Source organism: Paraburkholderia sp. IMGN_8, from assembly GCF_038050405.1.
In the GTDB taxonomy this organism is placed as follows: Bacteria; Pseudomonadota; Gammaproteobacteria; order Burkholderiales; family Burkholderiaceae; genus Paraburkholderia.
The window spans coordinates 242885-261844 of the sequence record NZ_CP150900.1 but is presented as its reverse complement, the minus strand read 5'-3'; the positions used below and the strand labels follow the sequence as shown (position 1 = coordinate 261844).

Genomic DNA, 18960 nt, shown 5'->3' with positions numbered 1-18960 from the left:
GGTGCGATCGGCGAAGATGTTCTGACCGAATACGTCCTTGAAGCGTGCCGCGTATCGTCCGTTGAGAAAGCCACGCGGCGGCATCATTGCCCGTAGCGACGATGCAAGGCGGCAGCAACCTCCGCCATCAGCGCGCGCAATTCGGGCGGCGCCAGCACTTCGGCTTCGGTGCCGAAGCGCAGCAACTCTGCACATGCTTGCCTCACCGAGCCGACCGGCAGCGTGACGGTGCACCAGCCGTCCGCGGCATCCGGCTCGCTTATCGTGGCCGCGGCGCACGCGAATGGCGACGTGAAGGCTTCGAGCATTTTCATGCCCCACGGCGACAGGCGCAGCGTCGCCTTGCTTGCATGCATCTCTTCGGAAAGACGCTGCGTGCTGTCTTGCCAGAACGTCGCCAGATCGAAGGTGGACGGGCGCTCGAAGGTTTCGTCCAGAACGCTCAAATCGCGAATGCGAGAGATGCGGTAGATGCGGATATCCGTATCTACGCGCCCGACCACATACCACGCGCCGCTTTTCAGCACGATGCCGAGCGGTTCGATCCGGCGAAACTTTTCGGCCTTCCAGCTTTGATAACGAATTTGCAACGGGTGCTGCTCCCAGACCGCGTTGGCGATCAGCGGCAGATGCGCGGGCTGGTCGGCATCGGAGAACCAGGCGGGGGCGTCGAGGTGAAAACGCGAGCGCATGCGCTCGGCGGTCGAGCGCAGTTCCACGGGCAACGCGGCGAGCAGCTTGGTCTGCGCGCCCGCCATCACCGCCCCGAGACCCAGCGCTTGCACCGGCCCCGGCAATCCGGCGAGGAACAGCGCCTCGGCTTCTTGCGACGACAGACCGTTGAGCCGCGTCCGGTAGCCGTCGAGCAAACGGTAGCCACCTTCCGCGCCGCGCTCGCTATGCACGGGCACGCCTGCGGCGCTCAACGCGTCAATGTCGCGATAGATGGTGCGCAACGAGACCGCACATTCGTCGGCGAGCGACTGGGCAGTGACCTGCCCGCGCGCTTGTAACGTCATCAGGATGGAAAGTAGGCGGCTGGCTCGCATGCGGACAAGTGTAGGCCATACCTGACACAAACTGACAGGTATGGGCGCTTAGGATGGGTGGATCCGGTGCCGTATCACCGTTGCCGTTCCTTAAGACGTTTAACCAAGGGGCCTCGCCATGACCACAGACCGCACGATCACGCTGTTCCATTCACCGCAATGCCGCTCCGTCAGCGCGCTCACGCTGCTTGAAGAACTCCACGCCCCGTATCAATTGAAGGTGCTGAACATGAAGGCCGGCGAGCAGCGCAAGGCGCCGTATCTCGCGATCAACCCGCTTGGCAAGGTGCCGGCGATTTATCACGGTGACGCGCTGGTCACGGAGCAGGTCGCCATCTTTATCTATCTGGCCGACCTGTTTCCCGAAGCCGGCCTCGCACCTGCGTTCGACGATCCGTCGCGCGGGCCCTATCTTCGATGGCTGGTGTATTACGCGGCGTGCTACGAGCCGGCGCTGGTCGACAAGGCAATGAAGCGTGAACCGGCGCCGTTGGCCACCTCACCTTACGGCGATTTCGATTCGATGATCGGGACGGTGGCCAGCCAGCTGCAAGCGTCGCCCTATTTGCTCGGAGACAGGATTTCCGCCGCGGATATCTTGTGGGGCATCGCGCTGCATTGGGGGATGATGTTCAAGCTGGTGCCGGAAACGCCGGTATTGCTCGAATACGCCAGGCGCATTTGCTCGCGGCCGAGTTTCGTAAAGGTGAGCGAGATCGACGTGGCACTCGCGGCTGAACATGAGGCGGCACTCAAGGGCTCGTGATGCGTTGCGCGGTGCGCCCGGCTTGTTACGTATCGGGTTGAATCCGCTGAGATTTGAGACAATGAACGCCATCGGTGAAGTGCCTTCCCCGGGACAACCGGGTGAAGCGCTCGCCTTCCGGGCAGGTGCTGCCCCATCGAACAAGAGATGTTTTCAGGTATGAGCAAGACCGCATTTATTCCCAGCGTACCCGCGACGTCCGAGGACGACTTTGAAGTTTCGGCGACGTCGAAACTGGCTGGCTACCGGCGCTTCTTCGGCGTGTTGAAAGTGGTTCGAACCACCGATGGCCGTGTGCTGTTCCCCTTCGACGGCGCGCCGGAACTCGGGCCGTTCGCGACCAGGCTCGAAGCGGTCGCGGCGGCGCAAGTGTATGGCGAACATATCGTGAGCAGCGATCTGGCGCGTCCGGAGTTGTAGACGCTGAAGCGGCATTGGATTTCGTTGGTCACCGAACGAGCAACGGATGACTTGTCTGCGCAAACCTGGCTTATCTGCTGCGGTTGTCTGGAATGCGGCCGCGCCAAGTCGACTCACGTCGGAAAATGAAATGAACAACCACCGTGCCGAAGCGGTCAAGTCGGTCGAGTCAGTGACCTTCGCCCAGGCATTGTGGTATTGGCTGAAGCTTGGTTTGATCAGCTTCGGAGGTCCGGCCGGGCAGATTGCCATCATGCATCAGGACCTGGTCGAGCGAAAACGCTGGATTTCCGAAAAGCGCTTTTTGCACGCGTTGAACTATTGCATGGTTCTCCCCGGGCCGGAGGCGCAGCAACTCGCCACGTACATCGGCTGGTTGATGCATCGCACGTGGGGCGGCCTGATTGCCGGGGGATTGTTCGTTCTTCCGTCACTGTTCATCCTGATCGGACTCTCCTGGGTCTACATGGCCTTTGGCAGTGTCCCAGCCGTCGCAGGCGTGCTGTATGGCATCAAGCCGGCGGTCACGGCCATTGTGGTTTTCGCCGCATACAGGATCGGCTCTCGCGCACTGAAGAACGCGTGGCTGTATGCAATCGCCGCCGCCGCCTTTCTCGCTATCTTCGCGGCCAACGTCCCGTTTCCCCTCATCGTCCTGGTCGCCGGCGTCATCGGTCACTTTGGCGGCAGGTACGCTCCAGCGAAATTCGCCGTTGGCGGCGTGCACCAGGACGGCGACAAGGCGTTTGGTCCAGCCATCCTCGACGATGACACACCCACTCCGCGACATGCGCTGTTCACGTGGAAGCGTTTCACTGCCGTGCTTGCTGTCTTCGTGCTCATATGGCTCACGGCCATCGCGACCCTTACGTTCATGTACGGCTGGTCCGGAACGCTTACGCAAATGGCCTGGTTTTTCACGAAAGCCGCCTTGCTAACCTTCGGTGGCGCATACGCAGTACTGCCGTACGTCTACCAGGGAGCCGTCGATCATTACCACTGGTTGAGCGGACTTCAGATGATAGATGGCCTGGCGCTCGGCGAGACGACGCCGGGGCCGCTCATCATGGTTGTCTCCTTCGTCGGGTTCGTTGGCGGATGGACACAGGCTGTGTTCGGGCCGCACGCCGTTTTTGCATCCGCCGTCGTCGCGTCGATCGTCGTGACGTTTTTTACGTTCCTGCCGTCTTTCCTGTTCATTTTCCTCGGCGGCCCGTTCATCGAGACAACTCACGGCAACCTGAAATTCACTGCGCCGCTGACGGCTATCACTGCCGCCGTGGTTGGCGTTATCGTAAATCTTGCCGCGTTCTTCGCCATTCACGTGTTGTGGCCGCACGGGATGCAAGGCGGCTTTGAGTGGCCATCGCTGCTTATAGGGTTGGCTGCAGGCGTCGCGTTGTTTCGCTTCAAGGTCGGCGTAATACCGGTTGTGGTGGCGTGTGGAGTTGTTGGCCTTGCGCTGCGGTTGGTTGGTTTTTGAGGGGGCGGATTGAGCGGCTCCGTCTGCGGACAAGCCACTTTGCCTGAAATGCAGTCCAGCGCCAAAGCGCCGGTCGCCATGTAGGGTCGCACCGAAGCGCTGCTCGTACCCGAGCGGGTACGAACCTCCATGCGGTAAACCGCAAAAAAACGGCCACCCACAGATGACCGTTTTCGCATCATGATGCGTGATCGCATACAAATATGTTTGTGAAAACTGGGCTATATAAATCAGTAGGTTACGCGGCATGAGCACCGGTAAATTCGTTTACCTTAGTCCAACCTCCTCACCGCGTTGCTACGCCTCAGGGGTGAACGGCTTCCACGACAGCCGGTTGCGAAGAGCGGCGCGCGCCGATGAAAAGCAGCGCCGCGAGCACGACGACACCGCTCAGCAGCATTAGCCCCGCCACGCTCGAACCGAAGCTCGCGTCCGCCCATGCCTTCACGTTCGGCGAGACGAAGTTGCCGATGTTGCCGATCGTGTTCACCATCGCGACGCCGGATACGACCGCCATGCCGCCAAGATAGTTGGTGAGCAGCGACCAGAAGATAGGCTGGACCGCCCAGAGCCCCGGTGAAGGTCACGGGATCGCTGGCGTCGAACCACAGCGACGTCGTGCTGCGCTGGGCGCGCGACGGCCACGGCATCGTGATGGTCGGGCACTCGTACGTGGCACAGGCGCTCGCCGAGGGACTCGAACGCGTGCTGCCGGCGTGGGAGCAGCCGGCCGACGTATGGGCGATGTCGGCGGCACGCTCGGCGCAGTCGGCCAAGGTGCGCGTCTGCGTCGACTTTCTCAAACAGGAACTCGCGCAAGGGGAGTTCGCGTTGTGGAAGACGTGAGTGCGAGACCTGTTTTCCGCATGGCAATAAGGCAGAGCCTCCCAGGACGCCACGACAACCGCAGTCTCGTGAGACGTCACCGCAAACTGCTGAATAGCTGAGCTACCAGATCGCGCAGCCAGCGATTTCCTGCTTCGTGATGATAGCGGGCGTGCCAGTGCTGCCGTACCGCAAATCCCTCCACGGGTATCGGACACGGATGCACCGACAGGTCATTCACCTTCGCCAGCGTCTCGCCGATATGCCGCGGCAGCGTGGCGATCAGGTCGGTCGTCTGGATGATTGCCCCCAGCCCGAGAAAACCCGGCAGCTCGAGCACTACGTCCCGCTCAACCTGCTCGCGCACGAGCGCTTGCTCCAGCAGTTGCGCCCCGGTCCCCGCCGCGATGACCACATGCCCTTCCGCGCGGTACTGCTTTAACCCGAGCTTTCCGCGCACGCGCGGATGATGCTTATTCATCAGACACACCCAGTCCTGCGTGTACAACTGCTGCTGGTAAATCCCGCCGCCGAGCCAAGGTACGTGACCGATCGCAAGGTCCGCCTCACCGGATTCAAGCGCCCGTTCGGTATTGCCGTCGATCCTCGCCGCCTCCAGACGGATGCCCGGTGCCTGCGCGCGCACGTGCGCCAGCATTCGCGGAAGCAGCGTGATGTGGCTGGCGTCGGTCATGCAGATGCGGAACCGCCGTTTCGCGGTGGCTGGATCGAACTCGATCTCCCAGGCAGCGAAGCGTCGCAGCGATTCGAGAATCTCCCGGCACGGCCCGATCAGCGCATCGGCTTGCGGCGTCGGCGCCATGCCGCCCGGTGTTCGTATGAACAGCGGGTCCTGCAGATGCTCCCGCAAACGCCCCAGCCAGATGCTGATCGTGGGCTGACTCTGTCCGAGCTGCTCCGCCACTCGCGTGACGCTGCGGACATCGTAGAGAAGATCGAAAAGCTGCAATAGCTTCAGATCGGGGAGTTCTGCGGGGTTCATAGCGATATTGTCTGGCGCAATGACGCCATTGTATCCATTGCATTGCCGACATGAGTACCGAATCGTATCTTGTTCTCCGGATTAGGGAGACGACAGTGAAGATTGCGATTCTGGGTGCGGGTGCTCTGGGCTGCGCCATTGGCGCAGCGCTGACCGAAGGCGGCAACGACGTCTGGTTGTTGAACCGTTCGGCGGCACACGTGGAGGCCATGCGGCGTGATGGTCTGAGGGTGGACAATGCGAGTGGCTCACGTCGCGTGAAGGTTCAGGCCACGACGCGCGCCGCCGAGGCCGGCGTCGTCGATCTGGTAGTTGTGCTGGTCAAGTCATTTCATACCGATGCTGCGATGCGCAGTGCACTCGAACTGATCGGACCAGACACGCTGGTCCTGTCGTTGCAGAACGGCCTCGGGCACGAAGATGTGCTCGCGGACATCGTGGGTCGCGAACGCGTACTGGCCGGCAAGACCTACGTCGGCGGCGTGATGCGCAATCCGGGGCACATCGAGTCCGGCGTCGCAGGCAAGGCGACTTACATCGGCGAACTCGACGGCCGGATCACCTCCCGCGTGACGGCAATCGCCGAAACCTTCAATGCCGCCGGGCTGGCCACCACGGTCAGCGACAACATCGTCGGCACGATGTGGGACAAGCTGCTGGTCAATGTCGCGACAGGCGCACTGACGGGCACCACCGGCCTGACCTACGGGCAGCTTTACGACGAGCCGCTTCTGAAGACGGCGGCGCTCGCAGCGGTCGCCGAAGCGATCGCGGTCGCCCACGCGGCAGGCGTAACGCTCTCCACCACCGATCCCGAACGGCCGTGGACCCTCGCCGGCGAAGGACTTTCCCCTGCCTTCAAGACCTCGATGCTGCAAAGCCTCGAAAAAGGCTCCATCACCGAGATCGACTTTATCAACGGCGCGGTCGTGCGCTGGGGACAACGGCACGGCGTGCCGACGCCCGTCAACGCGACGCTGGTGGCGTGCATCAAGGGCATCGAGCGCGCCATGACCGACCGACAACGCAAGGAGACAACCGCATGAACACCACCAAGGCCTATCTGGAGCATGTCGCCATCTGGGTGAAAGACATTCGCTGGCACATCCGTTTTTTCGAAGACGTCCTCGGCATGACCATGCGCGAGGTGGACGGCACCCGCGAGGAGCCCCGGCAGTACTGGACACTTGGCGGTCTGCAATTCATCCATAACCCGAACTACGAAAGTCCCGAAGGCCGGCTTGCCCATCTCGGCGTGATGTGTGAAGACATGGAAGCCGCGCTGGCTGCCGCGCAGCAGTATGAAGTCAGCGAAATGCCGCAGGGACGCAACTGGATTCGCTTGCCGGACGGCCTCGCCGTCGAACTGATCCAGGCGAAGCCCGCCTCGTGCGTTGCAACGGCACTGGCGATCAACCCACGCGCGGAGGTTTGAGATGACGATCGTCGATAAGTACTGGGACGATGCACGCGAGGGTGACGAGTGCGTGAGCCCGAACTACACGGTGACCAAAGAGCGCATTCTGGCCTACGCCGACCTCACTGGCGATCACACACCGGTGCACGTGGATGAGGAATACGCGAACGCGAGCCACTTCGGCTCGATCGTCGCACACGGGCTGTTCGGCTTGTCTATCGCAGATGGGCTCAAGACTCAAAGTGACTACTGTTTCGTTCCGGGGATGTCGCTCGGCTGGACGTGGGACTTCAACCTGCCGATCAAGGTCAACGACGTGCTGCACGTGAAATTCCGTGTAGGTGCGATGCGCGCGAGCAAGAGCCGCCCCGGCTGGGGCATCGTCGTGTTGCCGTCCGAGCTGATCAATCAGGCCGGCCAGGTCGTCCAGCATGGTGAGCATCGCCTGATGGTGCCGCGCCGACCAGGAGCCTTCTGATGCAAGCACGTCCTCTCGAAGGTATTCGCGTCGTCGACTACAGCCATTTTCTGGCCGGCCCGTATGTTGGGCGCTGTCTCGCGGCGCTCGGAGCCGAAGTCATCAAGGTCGAGCGCCCCGGCAGCGGCGATGCCGGGCGTCAGCACGCCACGGTGCTCGATGACGAGCAGAGCGGCTATTTCCTGCAGCTCAACATGGGCAAGCGCGGCGTCAGCGTCAACATGCGCGACCCGCGCGGCAAGGAATTCATGCAGCGCCTGTGCGACTCGGCAGACGTATTCGTCGAGAACTACCGGCCCGGTGCACTCAACAAACTCGGGCTCGGTTATGACGAACTGGCTGCGCGCAATTCGAAACTGGTCTACTGCTCGATATCAGCTTACGGCCATACGGGCCCCGACGCGCATCGTGCAGGTTTCGGCCTGATTGCCGAAGCAAAGAGCGGGATCATGCAGATGATCGGCACTCCCGGCGAACCGCCGCCGCTGATGCGCATCTCGCTCGGCGATATGTACACCGGCATTCACGCAGTGGCGGCGATCAATGCCGCGCTGCTCGGTCGCGTGAAGAGCGGCCGGGGCCAGCACATCGATATGGCGCTGTACGACACGCTGGTGTCGATGCACGAATACGCGGTGCAGTGCTACACGATGCAAGGCATCGTGCCGGAGCAAACCGGTCACGACATGCCCACGTCGACGCTCTACGGCGTGTTCCGTGCCGCCGACGGCGACCTCGTGATCGCAGCGCAGGTGGACGACGCGTGGAAGCGCTTCGCCGCACTGGTCGAGGCTCATGGAGGGCCGGCTGATTTCGGAACCGACACCCGCTTTCACACCCTCGCGGGACGCAATACGAACCGGTTGGACATTCTGTCCGTCGTGAAGCCTTGGGTCGCAAGCCGACCGGTCGCGCAGGTGCTCGAGCTGCTGGATAGCATCGACGTGCCTTGCGCGAAGGTGCAGCGCATCGACGAGGTGCTGGCCGATCCGCAGATCGTCGCACGCGGCATGGTGGTCGAGCAGGAGCATCCGCGCTACGGCAAGTTGCGTCTGCCGAATTTGCCCTTTCGCTTCTCGGACTGCGATACGACGGTCCGCGAGGTCGCGCCCGATCTCGGTCAGCACAACGCGGAAGTGGCGCAATCGCTGGGCTTCGGCGCGGCCGAAATCGACGCGATGCAAACCGATGGCGTGTTGTATTCAACGGTGAGGCCGTGATGAGCGACCAGTACGCAGTGATCGGCAACCCGATCGGACACACGAAATCTCCGCTGATCCACGGGCTCTTTGCAGAAGAGTCGCAGCAGGACATGTCCTATACGGCGATCGAGGGTCCGCTGGAGCCGCAGGACGCGTTCGCCGATACCGTGCGCGCATTCATCGCAGCGGGCGGCAAAGGCATGAACGTGACCGCGCCATTCAAGCTGAAGGCGTTCGCGATGGCCGACGAGCGCAGCGAGCGCGCCGCACTGGCGGGTGCCGCTAACGCGTTGGGCTTTAAGGACGGCCGGATCATCGCCGAGAACTTCGATGGCGTCGGCCTGTTACGCGACATCGAAGTGAACCTGAACCTGCCGATGGCCGGCAAGCGTGTGCTGGTCCTCGGCGCGGGTGGTGCAGTGCGTGGCGCATTACTGCCCTTCCTTGCCGCGCGACCCGCTGAACTGGTCGTCGTCAACAGGGATATCGCGAAGGTTCGGGCGCTGGTCGACCAGGTCGCCACGAGCGGGCCGCTTGCCGCCTGCGGCTACGGCAATCTTGAGGCGATGGGACAGTTCGACCTGGTGGTCAACGCGACGTCGGCCAGTCTCACCGGCGATCTGCCGCCGGTTCCACCAAGTGTTTTCAGTCCCACAGGCGCGGCTTACGAACTCGCCTACGGCAAGCGGCTGACGCCCTTCCTGAGACTCGCGCGCAATGCGGGTGTGCTGGGTGTCGCGGACGGTGTCGGCATGCTGGTGGAGCAAGCGGCAGAAGCGTTCGCGTGGTGGCGCGGCGTGCGGCCTCAGACTCGTGCCGTGATCGACCGGCTCACGGTGCCGCTCGATTGAAAATGCAACGGAGTGACAAATGAAAACGGTCCTGATGCTTCACGGTATCAGCCACAATATGTTTGGCAAGCGCGACCCAGTGCAGTACGGAACGATCACACTGGCCGAAATCGATGCCCGGCTGCAGGCTCTCGGCTTCGAGCTTGGCGTGCAGGTGGAATCGTTCCAGACGAATAGTGAAGGGGCAATGTGCGAGCGCATTCACATGGCCTTCGAGGAGCGCTGCGGCGCCGTGCTGATCAACGCCGGGGGCGTGGACACACTACAGCTACGGCATACGCGATGCGCTGGCTATTCTCACCTGCCCGGTTGTCGAACTGCACATGTCCAACATTCACGCCCGGGAGCCGTTCCGACATCACTCGGTATTCGCCGAGATCGTCGATGGGCAAATCTGCGGCTTCGGGGTTGAGAGCTATCTGCTGGCCTTGCGAGCCGCAGTTGCTCAGAACAAACATAAGTGAAGCAATCGGCAATCTGGCTCCGAGCCAAAGCCGGCATCAGCACGAATTGGCGTTAGTGCGGCTTTCACCAATGCTCTTTTGTTTGACGTCTTTTTAGTCAGCCACGATTCGACCTGCCGCCCCAACACAGATACGCCACCACAGCGGCGGTGCGCTCGAACGGCCGCTATGAAAGTCCGGAGCGGCCGTTCGATTGCCCACGGTCGCTTTCAGGCGTATGACCGGAATTGGCCGGAGCCCCCTACCGCGCGAGCGGTTTCGTTCTCCGCCCCGTTTCGGACCGTCCCGATATGTTGCTGAACGTCTCTAGCCCGGCGTTTTCCAGTCGGTCGCGTGGGTGCATAAAAATGGGGGCCAGGCAGATCAGCAGCGCGTTCATCAAGGACGCGGCCGGCTTCCTTCCCAGGCGCGCTGGAGCAATGCCCTAAGCGGCGTTCCTTCTACCGAACGCGGGTTCCAGTAGGGATTGGACATCGCGACCTCGCACGCACGATCCAGGTCGCTTTCAAGTAGCCCGATCTCACTCAGCCCCCGGGGCACACCGAGCTCCTGACTCAGGTCATACAAACCATCTGCGGCAGACTCCGCATCAAGTGCACGCGCAATTCGTGTCATTGCCTCCGCCGCCACGATACTGTTGTAGGCGAGTGCATGTGGAAGAACAATGGCGTGTGTCTCCGCGTGCGGAAGGTTGAACGTCCCGCCAAGTGTGTGGCAGAGCTTGTGATGGAGCGCCATCCCGACATTGCCGAGAACCATGCCACAAAGCCACGCGCCATAGAGGCAATCGCTACGCGCCGTCTTGTCCCTGCTGCTCTTCTTCACGCCGCGCAGACCATTGGCGAGCGCGCGGATTCCCTCTTCAGCCATCAACGACATGACCGGGTTTCCATCCTTTGCATACAAGCCCTCTGCAGCATGTGCAATTGCATTCAGGCCGCTCACGAACGAGAGATGAGCCGGCAATCCAACCGACAGTTCCGGATCGTAAAGGACCGTTTTGGGAAGAACCTTTGGGTCACGACCCGTCTGCTTGAGTCCATTCTCAGTTATGCCGTAGATCGGAGTCATTTCCGAACCCGCGTAGGTCGTCGGAATGGCGATAATCGGCAGGGACGATTCAAGCGCGATGGCCTTGCCGAGACCAATCGTCGAACCTCCGCCAATGGCCACCGCACAATCCGCGCCCACCACCTTTGCGTATTCGCGCGCCCGGCGGGCGTTTTCGATAGGAACATGCATCCGCGCTCCATCAAAGACTCCGGCACTCGACGGACCGAGAAGGGACGATATGACCTCGGCCTGCGCTCTCTGCTCCGGGGTGCACAGAACCAGCGCCCTGCGAGCGCCCAGCGTCTCGACTTCCTGCTGGATGAGCTTCATGCTGCCGGCGCCGAACACTACCCGCGAGGCAGGCGTCGTATAGGTAAATTCGTACATAGGATTCTCTATCGTTCACCGGCTCAAACGTAATCGACCTGATGCCGGGCGATACGGCTGTCCCCAATGACCTGCTTGACGCGCAGATGCTCAGGATGAGACGCGTATGCCTCCAGCGATTCCGGATCCTCAAACTCGGTGTAGAGCACAACGTCACAGGCGTAATCGACCCCGCTCACGTCCATGCCGACTTCGAGCTTCGTTAGTCCGGGGATTTTCCCGATCAGACTTTCGAAGGCGCCTTTCACCAGTCGAGCCGTTTCCTTCTTTTGCTCGGGCGTCTCACCGCGAACATCCCACATAACGATGTGTTTAATCATGTCGATTCCGTGTTGACTACTGATGCACGCGCGATCCATCCGCTTGGGCGCTCTTATCGATAGCCGCTTCGCCTGGGTCTGCCGGGCACTCTGCCGTTGAATTTGGCCGCTTCTCGTCCGCGCCATCCGGCTGCACGTCCGGAATCCGAAGCTCAGGCCTTGTTCTTGTTGTACACGTCAACAAACACAGCCGCGAGCAACACCACTCCCTTGATCACCTGCTGATAGTCAACGCCGATACCCATAATGGACATTCCGTTATTCATCACGCCCATAATGAAGGCACCTACTACCGCACCCACCACCTTCCCGACGCCGCCCGAAGCAGACGCACCGCCGATGAAGCATGCAGCGATTACATCGAGTTCAAAGCCCGTTCCTGCTTTCGGTGTGCCGCTATTCAAGCGGGCAGCGAAGATGAGGCCGGCCAATGCCGCCAGAACACCCATATTCACGAAGGTCATAAAACTGATGGCCGGAACACTGACTCCAGACAACCTCGCGGCTTTCGCGTTGCCACCCACCGCGTAGATACGGCGGCCCACGGTGGTGCGATTCATGACGAACGTATAGACGCCAATCAGCACTCCCATGATGACGAGAACTGTCGGCAGGCCGCGATACGACGCAAGGATGTAGCAGAGGAAGACAATCAGGCCGGTGAGAATGACGTTCTTCGCGACGAACATCGAAAACGACCCGCTACCCATACCGTATTTCGTTGCGCTCGCGCGGTGTCGAAGTTCAATCACGAAGAAGAGCACGCCCACCAGAATTCCAAGCAGGATCGACGTGATGTGCAGATTCTGCCCGTGAAAGACGTCGGGAATGAAGCCGGAACTGACCGCGGCGAAAGCGTCTGGGAACGGCCCAATGGACTGCCCCTGCAACACGAGGTTCGTCAGCCCCCGAAATACCAGCATGCCCGCCAGCGTGACGATGAACGATGGCATCCGCCAGAACGCGATCCAGTAACCCTGGATGGCTCCGATCAGCGCGCCGGTGACGATACAGATGACGGTGGCCAGCACGTAGTTGACATTGAACTGCACCATCAGCACCGCTGCGAGTGCGCCCACCAACCCCGCGGTCGAACCGACCGACAGATCGATGTGGCCAGCAACGATCACCATCAGCATGCCGAGGGCCATGATGACGATGTAACTGTTCTGAAGCACGAGATTCGTCAGATTGAGCGGCTGCATCAACACGCCGCTCGTCGACACCTGAAAGAATGCCATGATGACGATGAGCGAAATCAGCAGCCCGTATTCACTGGCGGCCCGCTTGAACACCTGAACGAATTCGCTATTTTTAACTCCGGCGTCCTGCGGCGCCGCCGGCGAGAGTGCCTTACGCATTTCAGATACCTCCATTTCGCATGATTGCCCGCATGATCTTCTCCTGCGAGACTTCCTCCGCGGTGAACTCGCCGACGAAGCGGCCTTCGTTCATGACATAAACGCGGTCGCACATGCCAAGAAGCTCCGGCATTTCCGAAGAAATCAAGACCACGCACTTACCCGCTTCAACCGCCTGATTGATGATGCTGTAAATCTCGTATTTCGCTCCGACATCAATCCCGCGCGTGGGCTCATCCAGAATGAGCACTTCCGGTCCCGAGAACAGCCACTTGCTCAGCACCACTTTCTGCTGATTGCCGCCGGACAGATTGGCGACGACATGTGTTCCCCCCTGAGCGCGGATACGGAGCTTCTTCAGGAAATCAGCCGCGACCATTATTTCTTCGTGTTCGTTGATCACGCCGAGTTTCGACACGCCGGCGAGGTTCGCCAATGTAATGTTTCGCTGGATGTTGTCGTCAAGGACGAGGCCGTTTCCTTTGCGGTCTTCGGTCACATACGCGAGGCCTGCCTTGATCGCCTTCTGTACCGTCGAAACGTCTACCGGCTTTCCGTGCATGAGCACGGTCCCGGATATGTCCTGGCCGTACGCTCCACCAAAAACACTCATGGCAAACTCGGTGCGTCCGGAACCCATAAGGCCGGCGATACCGACGATTTCGCCCTTTCGCGCCTTCAGATTGACACCCTTGATAACGGCGCGCTCCCGCTGGGTCGGATGCTGTGCCCGCCAGTCCCTGACTTCGAAAATCACGTCGCCGATATTCGGCACACGCTTCGGATAACGGTCGGACATCTCACGGCCGACCATGGCCTTGATGATGCGGTCCTCGCTCACACCCCCGACCTTGCAGTCGAGCGCATCGACAGTCGAGCCATCGCGGATGACCGTTATGCCATCGGCAACACGTGAAATCTCGTTGAGCTTGTGCGAAATGATGATGGACGTCACTCCACGCGACTTCAACTCCAGCAGGAGATTGAGCAGCGTGTCGCTATCCTTTTCGTTGAGGCTTGCCGTAGGCTCGTCGAGGATCAACAGACGGACCTCTTTCGACAATGCCTTGGCGATTTCGACAAGCTGCTGTTTGCCGATACCGAGTGTGCCTACGGGGGTATCGGGGGAGTCAGTCAGACCGACCTTCGCCAGCAGTTCCTTCGCCTTGGACCGCGAGCCCTGCCAGTCGATGACGCCACGCTTAGACTGTTCGTTACCCAGGAAGATGTTCTCAGTAATCGAGAGCATGGGGACGAGTGCGAGTTCCTGATGGATGATGATGATCCCCACCTCCTCGCTGTCGGCGATGTCCGAGAACGCGCGATCTTCACCGTCGTAGACCACCTTACCCGCGTAAGAGCCGTGCGGATAGACGCCGCTCAGGATCTTCATCAGCGTCGACTTGCCCGCGCCGTTCTCGCCGCATATGGCATGAATCTCGCCTTTACGGACTTTAAGATTGACGTTATTCAGGGCTTTGACGGCGCCAAAGCTTTTCTGAATTTCGTTCATCTCCAGAATGGTTTCCATCGTCGTATTCCTCGGATCGGTCACGTGCAATACGTGTCTGTGTAGCGCCGGCGGCAAGTGCACGCCGGCGCCCACGAAGGCTGGAACTTCGTTACTTCAACTGCGCCTGCGTGTAATACCCGCTAGTGACGAGTTCCGGCTGCCAGTTGTCCTTGTCGACGAGGATGGGCTTCACGAGATAGGTCGGGACGATCTTCGCGCCGTTGTTGTAACTCTTCGTGTCGTTCACAGGCACGGCCTTTCCGGTCAGCGCATCGTCCACGATATCGGCCGTGATGCTAGCCAGCTTGCGCGTATCCTTGAACACGGTCGTCGTCTGGTCGCCGCGAATGATTCCCTTGACGTTCTGCAGATCCGCATCCTGTCCCGTGACAATCGGCATCGGCTGTTGCGCCGAACCGTAGCCGACACCCTTGAGCGAAGAAATCACACCGATCGCGATGGCGTCGTTCGGCGTCCACACGGCATCGAGCCGGTTGTTGCCGTAGAAGGCGCTCAGCAGATTGTCCATGCGGGACTGGGCCGTGGCGCCATCCCAGTTGCGGGTGGCGACTTTATCGAACGGCACCTGCTTGCTGCGAACGACGAACTTCCCGCTATCGATATACGGCTTGAGTACCGACATCCCGCCGGCGTAGACCATATGCGCGTTGTTATCGTCCGAAGAGCCGCCGAAGACCTCAATGTTGAAAGGCGTCTTGCTGCCCTTCTTCTGCCAGGCGGCAACGATGCTCTGGCCCTGCAGGACACCCACGCCGTAGTTGTCGAACGTGGCGTAGTAGTCGACGTCCTTCGTCTGGCTGATCAGGCGATCGTACGAGATGACCTTGATATGATTTTTTTGCGCCAGTGCCAGAGCGTCGGAAAAGGTCTTCCCGTCGATCGGCGCAATCACGAGCGCCTTGACCCCCTTGGCAAGCATGTTCTCAACCTGGTTGACCTGAGTCGGCACGTCATAGTTGGCGTACTGGAGATCGGCGGAATAGCCCTTCGCCTTCAGCGCGTCGACCATGCTTTTGCCATCGGTGATCCAGCGCGATTCTGTCTTGTCGGGCAGGGAAATCCCAATGACTCCCTTGTCCTGCGCGTAAGCGGATACGGAAACCGCAGACAGTGCAATCGAGGCAGCCACGGCCACCGCGACGTTCTTGACGATGTTCATCGTTTGTCTCCTAATAAGGATTACATAATTTACTTCTGACTTTCCTTAGTCAGTTCTTAATGGCTGGCCCCGAAACGAGGCCGGCCGCTCACCTTCCTACTCGATAAAGATCTCTGCACCGGCCTGCTTCGACGAAGCGAACATCGCCTCGATGACGCGGCTGATGTTGCACGCCTGTGTGGCGGGAACGACCGACGGCGTGCCGTTGCGAAGCGCGTCGAAGAATGCATTCGATTCGCGGTCGAAGTAGACCGGGTTCCCGATTTCGGCAATGTCGGGCGAATATTCGGTCTTCTTCGTGGCCCAGATTTCGGGGAAGCTCGTTTCCTGCCATTCGGTCCATCCTTCCGGATAGGCACCCTTGCCCGCGTCGTAGATCTTGTAGCTCGACGGCAGCGAACGGGAAGACATGATGCCTTCGGTGCCGTACGCCGTGATATCCCAGCTTTCCGTCCAGGGCAGCACGTCCCACGACATGAAGTCGATGACTACGATCTTGTCTTCGTAGTTCAGCACGGCGCCCGCGGCATCCTCGCGAGACTCGTCGCCGTGGAAGTTCGGGAACTTCGTGATACGGGCATTGACAGATCGCGGCAGGCCAAAATGCAGGAGAATGCGGTCGACGAGGTGACAGCCAATCACAAACACGGCACCGCCGATGTCGCCCGGCTGGGTCATATGAGCCGTTCCCGCCTCATCATGTGAGCAGCCGCCGTGAGCACGCACCTGGACCACCTTCCCGAGGCGGCCGCTCTTCAGCGCCGCCTGCATGGCGTCAACCGACGGAGCGAAACGCCAGCAGTAGCCGACCTGCACGAGGCCGCCCGTACGCTCGACCGCTTCGACGATGCGTTTGGCGTCCGCGGAACTGCGGCCCGCAGGTTTTTCGCACAGCACGGACTTGCCGGCCTCAAGTGCTTCGATGGTCAGGTCGGCCATCTTCTCGCTCTTCGAGTGCACGAGTACGACGTGCACGTTGTCGTCGGCGAGAATGTCGTCCTTTGTGCGGGCTTCGAGGCCGAGCGCATCCACGAACGGCTCAAGCAGCGGACTGGTGTCCCACGCACCGAGCATCTTTGCGTCGGACCGACGCTGGATTGCCTTGACCCGACCGGATGTGTGCGGGTGAGTAATGCCGAGGCACGCAACGCCAACCGTTTCGTTGGCACCAATCTTTCGCGTCATGTCTTGTCTCCTCCTGATTACCCGTTACACCTTGACCGATTTCCCCGACACCGCGGACTCGAATGCGCAGTCAGCCAGGCGCAATGCCTTGAGGCCGTCCTGCACCGATGTCGGCAGAGGTGTGTTCGTACGCAGTGCCTCGACAAACGCTTCGAGCTCAGCCTTGTACGCCGCTTCATACCGCTCGAGGAAGAAGTTGAGGAGAGGTTCGCGGACATCGGTTGCCTCCTTCGTCCAGCGACGGATCGTCGAAGGCCGAAGGTTCTCCTGCAGGAGCATGCCCTTGGAGCCGGACACTTCCATGCGCTGGTCGTAGCCGTACACAGCCTCGCGGCAGCAGTTGATGTGGCATTGCTTTCCCGACGCAGTGCGAAGCTGCACCATGACCGTGTCAAAATCGGTGAGTTCTTCCAGCGACGGGTCGACAAGCCGGCTCGCGATTGCCATGACTTCGACTGGCTCTTCTCCCAGCAGCCAGCGGGCCATATCCAGATCGTGAATCACCATGTCGCGAAAGATCCCGCCGGAGTGCTCGACGTAGTCGCGAGGCGGCATGCCCGGATCGCGACTGGAGATGACCACCTGGCGCACTTCGCCGACATCGCCTGCGTCGATCGCCTTGCGAAACGCCTGGGACGTCGGATCGAAGCGGCGGTTGAACGCGAGCATGACACGGCCGTTGAGGCGCTCAACTTCCTTGGCCGCCGCGATTGATTTCTCCATGTCCAGGTCGATCGGCTTTTCGCACAACACGGCCTTACCCCGCGCCACGGCCTGCAACATGAATGTGATGTGAGTGTCTGTCGGCGTGCCGATGACCACGGCATCGATGTCGCTACGCTCGAGGACAGCCGAGCAATCCGTCGACGCTTCGCAGCCGAGTCGTTCAGCGAGCGAGGTGGCAGCCTTCTCAAACGGATCAGCGACGACAACCAGCTTCGCGTTCGGGCTTGCGGCGACGTTGCCAGCGTGAATACGGCCAATCCGGCCAGCGCCGAGTACAGCGATACGAATCATGTGAGTCTCCAGAAGTACTTTGTGGTTTAAGGTCGAAAGCCTCAGGCCGAAGCCGCGCTCTTTGCCGGGAACTGTGCGATGGTGGTGTCGTAGGCGCGCTTCGCCATCTGGTCGAGGGGCAACTTCCGGTGCGACTCGGAGATGAGTTCCACGCCGTAGTAAGGAAGCGTGCAGCCCGCTCGTTGCAGGGCATCAATAAAGGCGGGACAGTCGCCTGCACCTTCGCCACAAAGCTGCCGGTTAAAGCTCGAATCCTCAAACAGCGTTCCTCTGACCTGCGCGCCTACGTCATCCAGCTCTACCCCCTTGATGAAGCGCGCTGGGATTCGGGCGACCTCGCTATAGGGGCTGCCACCGCGTGCTACGTGCCAGTGGTCAACCATCAGGCCACCGTTGGGTCGGCCGGCGCCTTCAGCAATCTTCAGCGCTTCCCCGATGTTCCGGATGGGAGAAAAAGGCATAAATTCGATTGCGACCGTCGCGCCAACCGTCGCCACGTCGTCGCAAAGTTTCGCGAATTCGTCGTTCATGCGCGCAAAGTCGGCTGGGCTTTCGTCGAAGGGGTTCGCGCCGATTTTCAGATTGCGCATACCAAGTTCGCCGCCCAGTTCGATGACACGGCGACGGAAGCTGTCCGATTTGGCCCGCACCTCGCCATCGAGATACCAGTCCATGAGAATTTCGAGCTCGAAGTACTTCATGCCCGTGTCGTCCAGAATATTCTTGACGCCGGAGAGCCCGTATTTTTCGATGCTGTACTCGAGGTCATCGAGGATGAGGCCGACGCCGCTCCAGCCAGCACGCGATGCCGCTTCGCAACGGTCTCGCAGCGGGAACGGACTGATTTCGACTGGCCCACACGGATAGACGTCGCCGGCAAGGGTCCAATACGCAGCCAGCAGTTCAATGTTTTTCGCGCTCATATACAGTAGTCCTGTTTGTCAGCTTAATCAATTTCATCAGTTCGTCGACAGCACACGCTCCCG

The 18960-nt window shown here is 60.5% G+C and carries 20 protein-coding genes and 1 pseudogene; 10 read left to right on the top strand and 11 right to left on the bottom strand.

Going from position 1 to position 18960, the window contains the following annotated elements; all coding sequences use genetic code 11:
• Positions 1–83: 83 nt before the first annotated feature.
• Positions 84–1049, bottom strand: coding sequence for a YafY family protein (locus WN982_RS01275; protein WP_341314058.1), 966 nt, complete (start codon positions 1047–1049; stop codon positions 84–86).
• A gap of 118 nt (positions 1050–1167) precedes the next feature.
• Here WN982_RS01275 and WN982_RS01270 point away from each other — a divergent pair, with 118 nt between their 5' ends.
• The 3 genes from WN982_RS01270 to chrA all read left to right on the top strand — a co-directional run bounded on the left by WN982_RS01270 (position 1168) and on the right by chrA (position 3718).
• On the top strand, positions 1168–1815 hold the full coding sequence (locus tag WN982_RS01270; protein WP_341314057.1) for a glutathione S-transferase family protein: 648 nt from the start codon (positions 1168–1170) through the stop codon (positions 1813–1815).
• 159 nt (positions 1816–1974) lie between these two features.
• Positions 1975–2235 (top strand): DUF6723 family protein, encoded by a 261-nt coding sequence (locus tag WN982_RS01265; RefSeq protein ID WP_341314056.1) that lies wholly within the window; start codon positions 1975–1977, stop codon positions 2233–2235.
• A gap of 130 nt (positions 2236–2365) precedes the next feature.
• Positions 2366–3718, top strand: coding sequence for a chromate efflux transporter (gene chrA / locus WN982_RS01260; RefSeq protein ID WP_341315688.1), 1353 nt, complete (start codon positions 2366–2368; stop codon positions 3716–3718).
• A 304-nt stretch (positions 3719–4022) separates the two neighbouring features.
• On the opposite strand, the gene WN982_RS01255 is transcribed toward chrA, so the two are convergent.
• Positions 4023–4235, bottom strand: a complete 213-nt coding sequence (locus tag WN982_RS01255) for a hypothetical protein (protein WP_341314055.1) — start codon at positions 4233–4235, stop codon at positions 4023–4025.
• Positions 4236–4294: 59 nt separating this feature from the next.
• On the opposite strand from WN982_RS01255, the gene WN982_RS01250 reads away from it, so the two are divergent.
• Positions 4295–4564 (top strand): LysR substrate-binding domain-containing protein, encoded by a 270-nt coding sequence (locus WN982_RS01250; protein WP_341314054.1) that lies wholly within the window; start codon positions 4295–4297, stop codon positions 4562–4564.
• Between the two features lie 76 nt (positions 4565–4640).
• On the opposite strand, the gene WN982_RS01245 is transcribed toward WN982_RS01250, so the two are convergent.
• Positions 4641–5546 carry a LysR family transcriptional regulator gene (locus WN982_RS01245; RefSeq protein WP_341314053.1) on the bottom strand — a complete coding sequence of 302 codons (906 nt, stop codon included), beginning with the start codon at positions 5544–5546 and terminating at the stop codon, positions 4641–4643.
• A gap of 95 nt (positions 5547–5641) precedes the next feature.
• On the opposite strand from WN982_RS01245, the gene WN982_RS01240 reads away from it, so the two are divergent.
• The 6 genes and pseudogenes from WN982_RS01240 to WN982_RS01215 all read left to right on the top strand — a co-directional run bounded on the left by WN982_RS01240 (position 5642) and on the right by WN982_RS01215 (position 9958).
• On the top strand, positions 5642–6592 hold the full coding sequence (locus WN982_RS01240) for a 2-dehydropantoate 2-reductase (protein ID WP_341314052.1): 951 nt from the start codon (positions 5642–5644) through the stop codon (positions 6590–6592).
• Positions 6589–6981 (top strand): VOC family protein, encoded by a 393-nt coding sequence (locus tag WN982_RS01235; RefSeq protein ID WP_341314051.1) that lies wholly within the window; start codon positions 6589–6591, stop codon positions 6979–6981. The genes WN982_RS01240 and WN982_RS01235 overlap by 4 nt, the downstream gene beginning before the upstream one ends.
• A 1-nt stretch (position 6982) precedes the next feature.
• The gene (locus WN982_RS01230) at positions 6983–7441 is read left to right on the top strand and encodes a MaoC family dehydratase (RefSeq protein WP_341314050.1); all 459 of its coding nucleotides are present in this window, start codon (positions 6983–6985) and stop codon (positions 7439–7441) included.
• Positions 7441–8661, top strand: a complete 1221-nt coding sequence (locus WN982_RS01225; RefSeq protein ID WP_341314049.1) for a CoA transferase — start codon at positions 7441–7443, stop codon at positions 8659–8661. The genes WN982_RS01230 and WN982_RS01225 overlap by 1 nt, the downstream gene beginning before the upstream one ends.
• Entirely contained in the window at positions 8661–9494 is an 834-nt protein-coding gene (gene aroE / locus WN982_RS01220) for a shikimate dehydrogenase (RefSeq protein WP_341314048.1), read from the top strand. The genes WN982_RS01225 and aroE overlap by 1 nt, the downstream gene beginning before the upstream one ends.
• Positions 9495–9513: 19 nt before the next feature.
• Positions 9514–9958 (top strand): annotated as a pseudogene (locus tag WN982_RS01215) (type II 3-dehydroquinate dehydratase).
• A 378-nt stretch (positions 9959–10336) separates the two neighbouring features.
• On the opposite strand, the gene WN982_RS01210 reads toward WN982_RS01215, so the two are convergent.
• The 8 genes from WN982_RS01210 to WN982_RS01175 all read right to left on the bottom strand — a co-directional run bounded on the left by WN982_RS01210 (position 10337) and on the right by WN982_RS01175 (position 18897).
• A complete protein-coding gene (locus WN982_RS01210) occupies positions 10337–11398 on the bottom strand; it encodes a maleylacetate reductase (protein WP_341314047.1) in 1062 nt (353 codons plus the stop codon).
• Between the two features lie 23 nt (positions 11399–11421).
• Complete coding sequence (locus WN982_RS01205) at positions 11422–11718, bottom strand: Dabb family protein (RefSeq protein ID WP_341314046.1); 297 nt, start codon at positions 11716–11718, stop codon at positions 11422–11424.
• Between the two features lie 152 nt (positions 11719–11870).
• On the bottom strand, positions 11871–13079 hold the full coding sequence (gene mmsB, locus WN982_RS01200) for a multiple monosaccharide ABC transporter permease (RefSeq protein WP_341314045.1): 1209 nt from the start codon (positions 13077–13079) through the stop codon (positions 11871–11873).
• Between the two features lies 1 nt (position 13080).
• Positions 13081–14610, bottom strand: a complete 1530-nt coding sequence (mmsA, locus tag WN982_RS01195; protein ID WP_341314044.1) for a multiple monosaccharide ABC transporter ATP-binding protein — start codon at positions 14608–14610, stop codon at positions 13081–13083.
• A gap of 91 nt (positions 14611–14701) precedes the next feature.
• Positions 14702–15772: a multiple monosaccharide ABC transporter substrate-binding protein gene (gene chvE, locus WN982_RS01190; protein ID WP_341314043.1), complete on the bottom strand. Its 1071-nt coding sequence runs from the start codon at positions 15770–15772 to the stop codon at positions 14702–14704.
• 96 nt (positions 15773–15868) lie between these two features.
• Entirely contained in the window at positions 15869–16957 is a 1089-nt protein-coding gene (locus tag WN982_RS01185; protein WP_341314042.1) for a Gfo/Idh/MocA family oxidoreductase, read from the bottom strand.
• A 24-nt stretch (positions 16958–16981) separates the two neighbouring features.
• On the bottom strand, positions 16982–17974 hold the full coding sequence (gene iolG / locus WN982_RS01180) for an inositol 2-dehydrogenase (protein ID WP_341314041.1): 993 nt from the start codon (positions 17972–17974) through the stop codon (positions 16982–16984).
• 41 nt (positions 17975–18015) lie between these two features.
• Positions 18016–18897, bottom strand: coding sequence for a sugar phosphate isomerase/epimerase (locus WN982_RS01175; protein WP_341314040.1), 882 nt, complete (start codon positions 18895–18897; stop codon positions 18016–18018).
• Positions 18898–18960: the final 63 nt, after the last annotated feature.